Source organism: Vulcaniibacterium tengchongense, from assembly GCF_003814555.1.
GTDB lineage: Bacteria > Pseudomonadota > Gammaproteobacteria > Xanthomonadales > Xanthomonadaceae > Vulcaniibacterium > Vulcaniibacterium tengchongense.
Map to the genome: position 1 here is coordinate 193,796 of NZ_RKQN01000004.1, position 13,756 is coordinate 207,551.

Sequence of the window (13,756 nt, forward strand, 5' to 3'; positions counted from 1 at the left end):
GCGCTGATGCGACGTTTCCGCCGTTCCCGCCTCGCCTTCGCCGGGGCATCGGCGCTCCTGCTCGCTGCGTCCGCCGCGAACGCGCAGGACCTGTTGATCCGCAACGCCACCGTGCATACGGCCACCGCGCAGGGCACGCTGCGCAACGCCGACGTGCTGGTCGCCGGCGGCACCATCCGCGCGGTCGGCAGCGGCCTGGCCGCGCCCGCCGGCGCGCAGGTGATCGACGCGCAGGGCCGGCCGCTGACGCCGGCGCTGTTCGGCGGCATCACCGAAATCGGCCTGGAGGAGGTCTCCGGCGAGCGTTCGACCGTGGACAAGGCGCAGGCGCTCGGCGCCGAGGCCAAGCAGATGACGGTGCGGCCGGAGTTCGACGTCACCCTGGCCTACAACCCGGAATCGGTGCTGGTGCCGGTGACGCGGATCGAAGGCTTCGGCTGGACCGTGCTCGGCGCCGGCGCGGCGAGCGGCGGCTCGATCGTCGCCGGCCAGGGCGGCGCGGTGCGGCTGGACGGCAGCGCCGAGCCGGTCGGCCCGCGGGTGCTGTTCGTCGAGCTCGGCGGCGACGCGCTCGGCCTGAGCGGGCATTCGCGCGCGGCGCAATGGATGATCCTCGACCAGCTGATCGACGAGGTGCGCGGGCGCATCCCGCCCGGCTCGCACGCGGCGCTGCTGACGCCGGCCGGGCGCGCGACCCTGGCCAAGTACCTCGACGGCGGCGGCCGGGTCGTGGTCGGCGTGAACCGCGCCGCCGACATCCGCCAGCTGCTGCGCTGGTCGGCCAGGCACAACGTGCGCGTGGCCGTCGCCGGCGGCGCCGAGGCCTGGCGGGTGGCGCCGCAGCTGGCCGCGGCGAAGGTGCCGGTGTTCGTCGATCCGCTCGCCAACCTGCCGTCCGACTTCGACCAGATCGGCGCGACGATGGAGAACGCGGCGCGGCTGCGCGCGGCCGGCGTGCAGGTCGGTTTCAGCCAGAACGGCGACGCCTCGCACAACGCACGCAAGGTGCGGCAGCTGGCCGGCAACGCGGTCGCCGCGGGCCTGCCGTGGGAGGACGGGCTGGCCGGGCTGACCCGGGTGCCGGCCGAGACCTTCGGCGTCGCCGACCGGCTGGGCACGATCGCGCCCGGCAAGCGCGCCGACCTGGTGCTGTGGAGCGGCGATCCGCTCGACGTCGCCGAGGTCGCGCTGCAGGTGTGGCTGGACGGCCGCGCGATCCCGATGCGCAGCCGCCAGACCGAGCTGCGCGACCGCTACCTGCGCGCCGACAACGGCTGGCCGCGCGCCTACCCGGCCGCCGACGCGGCGCGCTGAGCGCCGCAGGCCGGCCGCGGCGGACGCCCGGCCGGCCGCCCGCGGCACGGGTCGCTTTCGGCGCGTGCGGGCGCGACAATCGCGGGCATGGACGCGCCCGCCACGCCGCTGACCTGGTACTTCGACTTCGTCTCGCCGTTCGCCTACCTGCAGTGGCGCCGGCTCGCGCCGCTGCTGGACGCGCGCCCCGTGCGACTGGTGCCGATCCTGTTCGCCGCGGTGCTCGACGCGCGCGGGCAGAAGGGGCCCGCGGAGATCCCGCGCAAGCGCGAATTCACCTACCGCCACGCGCTGTGGCAGGCGCGGCGCGCCGGCGTGCCGCTGCGGTTCCCGCCGGCGCATCCGTTCAACCCGCTGGCGGCGCTGCGCGCCTGCGTCGCCGCCGGGACGAGCGCGGACGCGGTCGATGCGCTGTTCGGCTGGATCTGGGCCGAGGGCCGCGCCGGCGACAGCGCCGAGGCCCTGGCGCCGGTGCTGGCGCAGCTGGGCGTGGACGCCGACGCGCTCGGCGCGCCCGGGACCAAGGCCGCCTTGCGCGCCAACACCGACGCGGCGATCGCCGCCGGCGTGTTCGGCGTGCCCACGCTCGCGCTCGGCGAGGAACTGTTCTGGGGCAACGACGCCCACGACTTCGCCCTCGCCGCGGCCGACGACCCGGCCCTGCTCGCCGATCCGGAGATGGCGCGCCTGGCGCGGCTGCCGGTCGGCCAGGAGCGCCGGCACTGAGCGCGTAACCGCCCGGAAATGTATGCTGGCGGTCACACTTCGCTCCGCCAGCGCTCATCCGGGAGGGGACTATGCGCATCGGCCTGGTCGTCGATTCGGCTTGCGATCTGCCTTCGCACTACCTGCAAGAGCACGCGATCAGCCTGCTGCCGATCGCGGTGCGCATCGGCGACACCACGCTGGTCGACCGCCGCGACGAAGCGGCCACGCTGGAATTCCTGCACGCGCACGTGGCCGAGCGCGGCCACGAGGCGCAGACCACGCCGTTCCCGGTGCAGGAGATCCACGACCTGTTCCTGCAGCGGCTGGTGATCGACTACGACCACGTCTTCTGCATGACGATCGCCCGCAGCCGCAGCGGCATCTACGACAACGCCACCCAGGCCAGCTACGCCATCCTCAACGACTACCGGCCGGTGCGCGCCGCCGCCGGGTACGACACGCCGTTCGCGCTGCGCGTGATCGACACCCAGAACCTGTTCGCGGCGCAGGGCGTGGCCGCGGTCGAGGCGGTGCGCCTGCGCGCCGCCGGCGAAGGCCCGCCGAAGATCCGCGCGCGCCTGGAGCACCTGGCGCTGCACACCCACGGCTACATGGTCCCGCCGGACCTGTACTACCTGCGCAACCGCGCCCGCGCCAAGGGCGACCGCAGCGTCAGCCTGCTCAGCGCGGCGCTCGGCAGCGCGCTCGACATCAAGCCGGTGCTGCACTGCAACCGCGGCGAGACCGGGCCGGTGGCCAAGATCAAGGGCTACGAGCCGGCCGTGCGCAGGCTGTTCGAGCACGTCGCCGCCCGGGTCGAGGCCGGCGACCTGCTGACCCCGACCCTGTGCGTGAGCTACGGCGGCGAACTCTCCGCGCTGCGCCTGCTGCCCGGCTACGAGGCCCTGCGCGAGGCCTGCGCCGCGCGCGGGGTGGAATGGTTCGAGAGCGTGATGAGCCTGACCGGCATGGTCAACGTCGGCAAGGGCGCGGTGGTGGTCGGCTTCGCCGCCGAGGGGCAGAAGTTCGAGGGCTGAGCCGCGCCGCTTGCGGCGAGAATGCCGCGGCAGGACTTTCCGCATGGGGCCGCGGCCGCGCGCCCGGGTTAGGCTGCGGGCTTTGTCCGCTCCCGTCCGAGTCCGCATGCAACCGACCCGCCGTCTGCTCGCCGTCGCCCTGGCCGGCGCCCTCGCCCTCCCCGCCCTCGCCCAGAATCCGCCGCCGCCGCAGGAAAAGCAGGACCAGGCGCAACTCGAGCAGGACGCGCTCGACCCCGCCGGCACCGACCCGGCCAAGGCGTCGGCGCAGGCCGCCAAGGGCCGCGGCAAGCCGCGGGCGGAGGACGAGGGCGGGACGCCGTGGGACGTGAGCGCGCCGCACGCGCCGACCAAGACCGTGCGCTTCACCACCGACGAAGGCACCTGGATGGACGTGGACGTGTCGCCGGACGGGCGCACCCTGGCGTTCTCGCTGCTGGGCGACCTGTACACGCTGCCGATCGGCGGCGGCCGGGCGCGGCGCATCACCTCCGGCCCGGCCTGGGACGTGCAGCCGCGCTTCTCGCCCGACGGCCGGGAGCTGGCCTTCACCTCCGACCGCGGCGGCGGCAACAACCTCTGGCGCATCCGCACCGACGGCAGCCGCGCCGTGCAGGTGACGAAGGAGGACTTCCGCCTGCTCAACAACCCGGCGTGGACGCCGGACGGGCAGTACCTGATCGGCCGCAAGCATTTCACCGGCGAGCGCTCGCTCGGCGCCGGCGAGCTGTGGCTGTACCACGCCAGCGGCGCCGCGGCCGGCGGCGGCCTGCAGCTGACCAAGCAGAAGAACGACCAGCAGGACCTGGGCGAGCCGGCGGTGTCGCCCGACGGCCGCTACGTGTACTTCTCCGAGGACGTCACCCCCGGCCCGACCTTCCAGTACAACAAGAACCCGCACGACGTGATCTACGCGATCAAGCGCCTGGATCGCCAGACCGGCCGCATCGACACGCTGGTCGCCACGCCCGGCGGCGCGGTGCGTCCGCAGCCCTCGCCCGACGGCAAGTCGCTGGCCTTCGTCAAGCGCGTGCGCGACAAGTCGGTGCTGCACGTGCTCGATCTGGCCAGCGGCGAGGTGCGCCCGGTGTGGGACGGCCTGTCGCACGACCAGCAGGAGGCGTGGGCGATCTTCGGCCCGTACAGCAACTTCGACTGGACGCCGGATTCCAAGGCGGTGGTGGTCTGGGCGCAGGGCAAGCTGTGGCGGGTCGACGTCGCGAGCGGCCGCGCCGGCGAGATCCCGTTCGTCGCCGAGGTCGAGCAGACCGTGACCGAGCCGCTGCGCCTCGCGCAGAAGATCGACGAGGGCACGTTCGCGCCGAAGATGATCCGCGACGTGGCCACCAGCGCCGACGGCAAGACGCTCATCTTCCACGCCGTCGGCCAGCTGTGGCGCAAGCGCCTGCCCGACGGCAAGCCCGAGCGGCTGACCTCGAACGACGGCGTGTACGAATACCAGCCCAGCTTCAGCGCCGACGGCCGCAAGCTGCTGTACACCACCTGGTCCGACGCCGGCATGGGCGCGATCTACGTGCGCGACGCCCACGGCGGCGGCGCCGGCAAGCGGCTGACCCAGGAGAAGGGCTTCTACTACGGCCCGCGCTTCTCGCCCGACGGCCGCCGCATCGTCTACAGCAAGTCCGGCGGCAGCGGCCTGACCGGCTCGCTGTGGGCGGGCGACAAGGGCGTGTACGTGATGGACGCCGACGGCGGCACCCCGGTGCGGGTGGCGCTGGAAGGCGAGGCGCCGCAGTTCAGCGCCGACGGCCGGCGCGTCTACTACCTCGCCGGCAGCGGGCTGAAGAAGAAGCTGATGTCGGTCGGCCTCAACGGCGAGGAGCCGCGCGAGGTGTTCGACCTCAAGTACGTCGACACGGTCAGCGTCTCCCCGGACGGCAAGTGGGTGGCGTTCACCGAGCTGTTCAACGCCTACGTCGCGCCGCTGGCGGCCACCGGCAAGGCGGTGGAACTGTCCAAGGACAGCAAGGCGCTGCCGGTCACCCGGGTCAGCGCCGACGTCGGCAGCTACCTCCACTGGAGCGCGGACTCCAGGTCGCTGCACTGGATGGTCGGCGACCGCTACTTCTCGCGCGACCTGAGCCAGAGCTTCGCCTTCCTCCCCGGCGCGCCGGCCGAGCTGCCGGAGCCGACCCGCGACGGCGGCATCCCGGTCGGCCTGACGGTGCCGGTGGCGACCGCGCGCGACACCGTCGCCTTCACCCACGCCCGCATCGTCACCATGCGCGACGCCGAGCGCACGCAGGAGGTGATCGAGGACGGCACCCTGGTCGTGCGCGGCGACACCATCGTCGCGGTCGGCAAGGACGTGCCGGTGCCGGCCGGCGCGCGCGTGATCGATGCCAGCGGCAAGACCATCGTCCCCGGCTACGTCGACGTGCACGCGCACGCCGCGCACTTCGGCCAGGGCGTGGTGCCGCAGCAGAACTGGGCCTACTACACCAACCTCGCCTTCGGCATCACCACGATGCACGACCCCTCGGCCAGCACCGAGTTCGTGTTCTCCGAGGCCGAACTGGTCAAGGCCGGCAGGATGGTCGGCCCGCGCGTGTTCTCCACCGGCACCATCCTGTACGGCGCCGACGGCGACTTCAAGGCGGTGGTGAACTCGCTCGACGACGCGCGCAGCCACCTGCGCCGGATGAAGGCCAACGGCGCCTTCAGCGTGAAGAGCTACAACCAGCCGCGGCGCGAGCAGCGCCAGCAGATCAACACCGCCGCGCGCGAGCTCGGCATGCTGGTGGTGGAGGAAGGCGGCAGCACCTTCCACCACAACATGACCATGATCCTCGACGGCGTCACCGGCATCGAGCACAACATCCCGGTCGCGCCGCTGTACAAGGACGTGGTGGAGCTGTGGCGCCGGACCGACGTGCGCAACACGCCGACCCTGGTGGTCAGCTACGGCGGGCTGTCGGGCGAGTACTGGTGGTACGCGCGCGACAACGTGTGGGAGGACAGCAAGCTCAACCGCTTCTTCCCGCGCGAGACGCTCGACGCCCGCAGCATCCGCCGCGAGACCGCGCCGGACTGGGACTACTGGCACGTCGAGGTGGCCAAGTCGGCGAAGAAGCTGCGCGACGCGGGCGTGAAGATCCAGGTCGGCGGCCACGGCCAGCTGCAGGGCCTGAGCCCGAACTGGGAGATCTGGATGCTGACCCAGGGCGGCTTCAGCAACTTCGAGGCGCTGCGCGCGGCGACCGTCGACGGCGCCGACTACCTCGGCCTGGCGTCGCAGATCGGCTCGCTCGAACCGGGCAAGCAGGCCGACCTGGTGGTGCTCAACTCCAATCCGCTGGAGAACATCCGCGCGACCATCGACACCCGCTACGTGATGGTCGACGGCCGCCTGTTCGACGTCGACGCGGACATGGCCGAGGTCGGCAACCGGGGCGAGAAGCCGCCGGTGTTCTATTGGCAGCGCCACCGCGACGGCCAGACCTTCGGCGTCGAGTTCGGCCCGACCGCGGTCTGCCATTGCCCCAAGGGCCACGGCGCGCACGCCCACGAGGACTGAGCCGGCGCTTTCACGGCGGGCCGATCCGGCCCGCCTAAGCTGGCGGCGAGGTGACAGAGAACGGAGCGCCCATGCCGACCCGCTACTACATCCGCCTGCCCGACGCCCGCCGCGCCCGCGGCACCGAGCCGAGCCTGTCGTTCACCGCGGCCGGCGCCGAAGCCTTCGCCGAGCAGCTGCAGGCGGCGCTGCGCGAACCGGCCCTGTTCGAACGCTGGCGCGCGCTGCAGGACGACCCGGACGAGGTCGACCCGGCGCTCGGCGCGGTGGATCCGAACGCGGTGGTGACCGGCCGGCAGAAGGACCTGCACGTCGACCTCGAAGTCGTCTCCAGCCTCCCCGGCGACGTGCTGCGGCAGCGCCTGCGCCTGCTCGCCGGCGGCGGCTGGGAGCTGCGCGACGTGACCGCGGCCTGAGCGGCACCCGCACGCCCGGCGAGCACGGACGCGGCTCCCGCCTTCGCATCCCGCGCGGCAGCCCGCCAGCGAAGAGCCTCTCCTCGGGCGCGGGGCGGCGCCGCGCGATCCGGCCGCGCCCGCGCTCAATCGCGCAGCGCCGCGGCGTGGTGCGCGATGTGCTCGCCGATGAAGCTGGCGATGAAGTAGTAGCTGTGGTCGTAGCCGGGCCGCAGCCGCAGGCGCAGCGGATGCTCCGCTTCGGCGCAGGCCTCGCGCAGCAGCTCCGGGCGCAATTGCGTGTCCAGGAATTCGTCGGCCTCGCCCTGGTCGACCAGCAGCGGCAGGCGCTCGCGCGCGGTCTTCACCAGTTCGCAGGCGTCCCAGGCCTTCCATGCCTCGCGGTCGTCGCCGAGGTATGCCGAGAACGCCTTCTCGCCCCAGGGCACGCGGGTGGGCGCGACGACGGGCGCGAACGCCGACACGCTGCGGTAGCGCCCGGGATTCTTCAGCGCGGCGACCAGCGCGCCGTGGCCGCCCATCGAATGGCCGCTGACCGCGCGGGCGCCGCTGGCCGGGAACTCGGCCTCGATCAGCGCCGGCAGCTCCCGGGTCACGTACTCGTACATGCGGTAGTGCGCGGCCCACGGGGCCTGGGTGGCGTCGACGTAGAAGCCGGCGCCGACGCCCAGGTCGTAGCCGTCCGCGTCGGCCACGCCCTCGCCGCGCGGGCTGGTGTCCGGCGCGACCAGGATCAGGCCATGTTCGGCGGCGTAGCGCTGCGCGCCGGCCTTGGTGATGAAGTTCTGCTCGCTGCAGGTCAGGCCGCTGAGCCAATACAACACCGGCAGCTTGCGCGAGGCCGCCTGCGGCGGCAGGTAGACGGCGACGTTCGTCGCGCCGCGCAGCGCGGCCGATTCGAAGCGGTACACGTCCTGCCAGCCGCCGAAGCAGGCGCGGTGTTCGAGTCGTTGCATGGCGCGGCCTCAGTAGTGGATCACCGTGCGGATCGACTTGCCCGCGTGCATCAGCTCGAAGGCCTCGTTGATCCGCTCCAGCGGCAGCGTATGGGTGACGAACGGCGCCAGCTCGATCTCGCCGCGCATCGCCTGCTCGACCATGCCCGGCAGCTGGCTGCGGCCCTTCACCCCGCCGAACGCGGTGCCCATCCACTTGCGGCCGGTGACCAGCTGGAACGGGCGCGTGGAGATCTCCTGGCCGGCGCCGGCCACGCCGATGATCACCGACTGGCCCCAGCCGCGATGCGCGCACTCCAGCGCCGCGCGCATCACGTCGACGTTGCCGATGCACTCGAAGCTGTGGTCCACGCCCCAGCCGGTCATCTCGACGATCACCTGCTGGATCGGCTTGTCGTGGTCCTTCGGGTTGACGCAGTCGGTGGCGCCGAAGTGGCGCGCCAGCTCGAACTTGGCCGGGTTGGTGTCGATGGCGATGATCCGGCCCGCCTTGGCCTGGCGCGCGCCCTGGATCACCGCCAGGCCGATGCCGCCGAGGCCGAACACCGCCACCGAATCGCCCGGCTGCACCTTGGCCGTGTTGTGCACCGCGCCCAGGCCGGTGGTGACGCCGCAGCCGAGCAGGCAGACCTGCTCGTGGTTGGCCTGCGGGTCGATCCTCGCCAGCGAGACCTCGGCGACCACGGTGTACTCGCTGAAGGTCGAGCAGCCCATGTAGTGGTGCACCGGCCGACCCTGGTAGGAGAAGCGGGAGGTGCCGTCCGGCATCACGCCCTTGCCCTGGGTGGCGCGCACCGCCACGCACAGGTTGGTCTTGCCGGACGTGCAGAACAGGCACTGCCCGCATTCGGCGGTGTACAGCGGGATCACGTGGTCGCCCGGCGCCACGCTGGTCACGCCTTCGCCGACCTCGACGACCACGCCCGCGCCCTCGTGCCCGAGCACGCAGGGGAACAGCCCTTCCGGGTCGTCGCCGGACAGGGTGAAGGCGTCGGTGTGGCAGACCCCGGTGTGGCTGATTCTCACCAGCACCTCGCCGGCCCGGGGCGGGGCGACGTCGATCTCGACGATCTCGAGCGGCTTGCCCGGGGCGAAGGCGACGGCGGCGCGGCTTTTCATGGTGATCTCCTGCAGGTCCCGCGGAACGGGAGTGAACGGCCGCGCGTACGCGGGCCGGCGACGGGAACGCGGCCGCGAGCATGCGGCCGCACGGGTCGAGGCGACGTCGCGGACGTCACTTCAGGTAGGAACGGATCAACCCCAGCACCTGCGCCAGGTCGGCCTCGCGCTGCTTGGCCGAGACGGCCTCCGGCCCGAGGTGGTCGCGGATGTGGCCCTCGAGCACCTCGGTCATCAGGCCGTTCACCGCGCCGCGGATCGCGGCGATCTGCTGCAGCACCGCCGAGCACTCGGCCTGCTGCTCCAGCGCGCGTTCCAGCGCCTCGGCCTGGCCGCGGATCCGGCGCACCCGCGCCAGGATGCGCTTGCGGTCGCGAACGGTGTGCGGCATCCGGCGCCTCGACTGCATGGGGTACTGGGGTATAGTATCCGCGGCGACGCCTCCGCACCATGCCGAACATGTCCGTCGACGCCTTCCGCCACAGCCATGTGTTCGACGACGGCAATCCGCTGGCCGAGCGCAACACCCGCCGCGCGCTGTACCTGACCCTGGCGATGATGACCGCGGAGATCGCCGGCGGCTGGCTGTTCAACTCGATGGCGCTGCTCGCCGACGGCTGGCACATGAGCTCGCACGCGCTGGCGCTGGGCCTGTCGGTGCTGGCCTACGCCGCGGCGCGCCGCTACGCGCACGACCCGCGCTTCGCCTTCGGCACCTGGAAGCTGGAGGTGCTGGGCGGCTACACCAGCGCGATCCTGCTGCTGGGCGTGGCGGCGCTGATGCTGTTCCAGTCGGTCGAGCGCCTGTTCGCGCCGGCGCCGATCCGCTACGACCAGGCGATCGCGCTGGCGGCGCTCGGCCTGGGCGTGAACCTGCTGTGCGCCTGGTGGCTGAGGGACGACCACCACCCGCATCACCCCCACGCGCACCGCCGCGATCACCGCGACGGCCACGCGCATGCCGGCCACGGCCACCACGACCTTAACCTGCGCTCGGCCTACCTGCACGTGCTGGCCGACGCGGCGACCTCGCTGCTGGCGATCCTCGCCCTGCTCGGCGGCAAGCTCTACGGCGCCGCCTGGCTGGACCCGGTCATGGGCATCGTCGGCGCGGCGCTGGTGTCGGCCTGGGCGGTCGGCCTGCTGCGGCAGAGCGCGCGCGTGCTGCTCGACGCGGAAATGGACGCGCCCGTGGTCGAGGAGGTCCGCGAAGCCGTGCGCTCCGGCCCGGTGCGCGCCGAGATCGCCGATCTGCACGTCTGGCGCGTCGGCAAGGGCAAGTACGCCTGCATCCTCGGCCTGGTCTCCGCCGACCCCGCGGCCACGCCGCAGCGCTTGCGCGAGCAATTGCGCGTGCACGAGGAGCTGGTGCACGTGACGGTCGAGGTCAATCGTCCGGGGACGTAACGCCGGCACGCGCGGCGGCAGGCGCCGCGGCACGCGCGCCTCGGGCAGGCGGGTCAGCCCGGCGCGCCGGACTTCCCGCGACCGCGCGGCGCCGCTCGCCCATGCCGCGCTGCGCGTTCGGCATCGTGCCGGCCGCGCACGGCCTGCCGAAGTGCTGCGCACCCCGCACGGTCCGATGGCCGGTCCGATGCCGGCTCGATCCATCTGCCGGGCACGCGCTGCGCCTGCCGGCCGCCCTCTGCGCTGGCGACGTCCGTCGCGGTGCGCGAGGGTCGGCGGCGCGATGCTGGCGGCCGGCCCGGGCACGCGGCCGCTACCAGCACGAGGCGTTCGTGCGCTTGGCGACGATGCGGCAGGAGCGGGCGCCGGACCGGCGGGCCGGTTCGCCGCCGGCGCGACGCCCGGCGGCGGGACCGGCCGCCTCAGCCGGTGTTCTGGATGCCCGCCGAGATGCCGTTCACCGTCGCCACCAGCGCCTGCAGCAGCGCGTCGTCCGGGCGGCCGGCTTCGCGCCAGCGGCGCAGCAGGTCGACCTGGAGCAGGCTGATCGGGTCGACGTAGGGATTGCGCAGGCGGATCGATTGGCGCAGCCGGTAGTCGCCGGCGAGCAGCTCGTCGTTGCCCTTGATCGCCAGCACCGCGGCGCGGGTGCGCTCGAACTCGGCCGCGATGCCGGGATGGAAGCGCTCGTGCAGCTCGCCGGCGAGCAGCGAGTAGCGCTCGAAGATGCCGGGCTCCGACTTGGCCAGCAGCATTTCCAGGTCGTCCACCAGGGTGCCGAAGAAAGGCCAGTCGCGCGCCATCTCGGCGAGGGCGTCGCGGCCGTGGCGCTGCAGCGCGCGCTCCAGCGCGGTGCCGACGCCGTACCAGCCGGTCAGGCCGGAGCGGTTCTGCGACCAGGCGAACACCCAGGGGATCGCGCGCAGCGAGGACACGTCGCCGTCGCCGGCGCGCTTGCTCGGGCGCGAGCCGATGCGCAGCCGCTCGATCACGTCGATCGGCGTGGCCGCGCGGAAATACGCGGGAAAGTCGCGGTCCTCGTGCACCAGCGCGCGGTAGCGCGCGCGCGAGTCGCGGGCCAGCTCGCCGGCGATCGCGCGCCAGCCGGCCTCGCGCGGCTCCGGCGGGCGCGGGCGCAGGGTCGCGCGCAGCACCGCGCCGGTGGCCTGCTCGAGGTTGCGCAACGCGATCGCGCGGATGCCGTACTTGCGATGGATCACCTCGCCCTGTTCGGTCAGGCGCAGGTAGCCGTCGACCGAACCGCGCGGCGCCGCGATCACCGCGCGCTCGGTCTTGCCGCCGCCGCGGCTGATCGAGCCGCCGCGGCCGTGGAAGAAGGCGATGCGCACGCCGCTCTCGGCGGCGAGCTTGGTCAGCGCGATCTGGGTGCGCTGCAGCGCCCAGCGCGAGGCCAGCATGCCGCCGTCCTTGGCGCTGTCGGAATAGCCGAGCATCACCACCTGGCGCTCGCCGCGCGCGGCCAGGTGGCGGCGGTAGACCGGGTCGGCGAACAGCGCGCGCAGCGTGTCCGGCGCGGCGTCGAGGTCGTCCACCGTCTCGAACAGCGGCGCCACGTCCAGCGGCACGCGGCCGTCGCCGTCGGCGCAGCCGGCGATGCGCGCCAGCGCCAGCACCGCCAGCGCGTCGGCGGCGCTGCGGCTCATGCTGACGATGTACGGGCCGAACGCGCGCGGACCGTAGCGCGGGCGCAGCCGGGCGACGGCGCGGAACACCTCCAGCGTCGGCCGCGCGCGGCCGTTGCCGGGGCCCGGCGCCGGCGCGCTGCCGTCGAGCAGCGCGTGCAGGCGCGACGCGCGCGCCTCGGGCGTGCGCGAGTCCCATTCCGGATCGCCGAGCAGCTCGGCCAGCGCCGCGTCGTGCGTGGCCGAATCCTGGCGCAGGTCGAGGCTGGCGAGGTGGAAGCCGAAGCATTCCACGCGCCGGCGCAGGCGGCGCACGGCGAAGCCGCCGGCGTGCGCGCCCTGGTGCCGCGCCAGGCTGTCCTCGATCAGCCTCACGTCGGCGAGGAACGCGGCCGCGTCCGGGTAGCCGGCGACATGGTCCTCGGCGGTGGCCTGCAGGCGCGCGCCGACCAAGCTGAGCAGGTTGCGGTACGGCATGTCGGCATGGCGCGGCCGCAGCGCCGCGGCCGCGTTCGGCAGCAGGTAGCGGTAGTCCTCGATCCGCGCCAGCACCGCCTCGTCCACCCCCACCCGCGCTTGCGACTGGCTCAGCAGCTCGCCGAGCGCCGCCACCTCGGCGCGGTACTTGCCCAGCACCAGCGCGCGCTGCCCGGCCAGCGTCGCCGCGACGGTGTCGGCGCCGACGTTCGGATTGCCGTCCATGTCGCCGCCGACCCAGGTGCCGAAGCCGAGCACGCCCGCCACCCCCGGCGCCTCCGGGTAGTGCTCGCGCAGCGCGTCCTCGAACAGCTCGTAGAACACCGGCAGCACCCGGTACAGCACTTCCGACAGGTAGAAGCCGACGTGCTCGAACTCGTCGGCGACGCTGGGCTTGACCGGCGGGCTTTCGGCGGTCTGCCAGCTCGCGGTGAGGGCGACGCGGATGCGCTCGCGATCGGCGCGGCGCTCGTACGGGGTGCGGCCGCGGTCGATGTCGTCGATCAGGCAGGCGACGATCTGCCGCTCCTTCTCCAGCAACGCGCGGCGCACCGCCTCGGTCGGGTGCGCGGTGAACACCGGCTCGATGCGCAGGCGGCCGAGCAGCGCGGCGATCTCGTCGCGGCCCACGCCCTCCGCCGCCAGCTTGCCGATCACGTCGCGCAGGCCGCCGGGCTGGGCCGCGGCCCCGCTGCGTTCGTAGTCGCGGCGGCGGCGGATGCGGTGCACCCGTTCGGCCAGGTTCACCGCCTGGAAGTAGGTGGCGAACGCGCGCACCAGGTCGCCGGCGCGGTCGAGCTCGATGCCGGACAGCGCCTCGGCCAGCTCGGCCACCGGCGCGTTGCGCTCGCGGCGGCGGATCGCGGCGCGGCGCAGGCGCTCGACCGCGGCCAGGAACTCCGGCCCGCGCTGTTCGGCGAGGATTTCGCCGACCAGGGCGCCGAGGATCTTCACGTCCTCGCGCAGCAGGGCGTCGGTGGGCGCGAATTCGACCACGCGCAGGGGTTCTTCGGCGGGTTCGGCGACGGCGGGCGGGTTCATGGCGCCGAGCCTACCGCACTGCAGCATGAGCGGGCGCGACGGTTGCGGGCGCAACGGTCCCGGCTCCTTGCTCGAACCGCCGGGGCGGGCGGCCGATCGC

The 13,756-nt window shown here is 73.5% G+C and carries 10 protein-coding genes; 6 read left to right on the plus strand and 4 right to left on the minus strand.

Going from position 1 to position 13,756, the window contains the following annotated elements:
• Positions 1-6 precede the first annotated feature (6 nt).
• The 5 genes from EDC50_RS14005 to EDC50_RS14025 all read left to right on the plus strand — a co-directional run bounded on the left by EDC50_RS14005 (position 7) and on the right by EDC50_RS14025 (position 7,013).
• Positions 7-1,314, plus strand: a complete 1,308-nt coding sequence (locus EDC50_RS14005) for an amidohydrolase family protein (protein ID WP_123771098.1) — start codon at positions 7-9, stop codon at positions 1,312-1,314.
• Positions 1,315-1,401: 87 nt separating this feature from the next.
• On the plus strand, positions 1,402-2,040 hold the full coding sequence (locus EDC50_RS14010) for a 2-hydroxychromene-2-carboxylate isomerase (RefSeq protein WP_123771099.1): 639 nt from the start codon (positions 1,402-1,404) through the stop codon (positions 2,038-2,040).
• A gap of 71 nt (positions 2,041-2,111) precedes the next feature.
• Complete coding sequence (locus EDC50_RS14015; protein WP_123771100.1) at positions 2,112-3,059, plus strand: DegV family protein; 948 nt, start codon at positions 2,112-2,114, stop codon at positions 3,057-3,059.
• Between the two features lie 106 nt (positions 3,060-3,165).
• Complete coding sequence (locus tag EDC50_RS14020; RefSeq protein WP_123771101.1) at positions 3,166-6,597, plus strand: amidohydrolase family protein; 3,432 nt, start codon at positions 3,166-3,168, stop codon at positions 6,595-6,597.
• A 71-nt stretch (positions 6,598-6,668) separates the two neighbouring features.
• Positions 6,669-7,013, plus strand: a complete 345-nt coding sequence (locus tag EDC50_RS14025; RefSeq protein ID WP_123771102.1) for a hypothetical protein — start codon at positions 6,669-6,671, stop codon at positions 7,011-7,013.
• Between the two features lie 125 nt (positions 7,014-7,138).
• Here EDC50_RS14025 and fghA read toward each other — a convergent pair whose 3' ends face one another.
• The 3 genes from fghA to EDC50_RS14040 all read right to left on the minus strand — a co-directional run bounded on the left by fghA (position 7,139) and on the right by EDC50_RS14040 (position 9,479).
• Complete coding sequence (gene fghA, locus EDC50_RS14030; protein ID WP_123771103.1) at positions 7,139-7,969, minus strand: S-formylglutathione hydrolase; 831 nt, start codon at positions 7,967-7,969, stop codon at positions 7,139-7,141.
• 9 nt (positions 7,970-7,978) lie between these two features.
• Complete coding sequence (locus tag EDC50_RS14035) at positions 7,979-9,088, minus strand: S-(hydroxymethyl)glutathione dehydrogenase/class III alcohol dehydrogenase (protein ID WP_123771104.1); 1,110 nt, start codon at positions 9,086-9,088, stop codon at positions 7,979-7,981.
• A gap of 115 nt (positions 9,089-9,203) precedes the next feature.
• Positions 9,204-9,479 (minus strand): metal/formaldehyde-sensitive transcriptional repressor, encoded by a 276-nt coding sequence (locus tag EDC50_RS14040; protein ID WP_123771105.1) that lies wholly within the window; start codon positions 9,477-9,479, stop codon positions 9,204-9,206.
• A 68-nt stretch (positions 9,480-9,547) separates the two neighbouring features.
• On the opposite strand from EDC50_RS14040, the gene dmeF reads away from it, so the two are divergent.
• Positions 9,548-10,495, plus strand: a complete 948-nt coding sequence (gene dmeF / locus EDC50_RS14045; protein WP_123771106.1) for a CDF family Co(II)/Ni(II) efflux transporter DmeF — start codon at positions 9,548-9,550, stop codon at positions 10,493-10,495.
• A gap of 422 nt (positions 10,496-10,917) precedes the next feature.
• On the opposite strand, the gene ppc is transcribed toward dmeF, so the two are convergent.
• Positions 10,918-13,656: a phosphoenolpyruvate carboxylase gene (ppc, locus tag EDC50_RS14050; protein ID WP_123771107.1), complete on the minus strand. Its 2,739-nt coding sequence runs from the start codon at positions 13,654-13,656 to the stop codon at positions 10,918-10,920.
• Between the last annotated feature and the right edge of the window lie 100 nt (positions 13,657-13,756).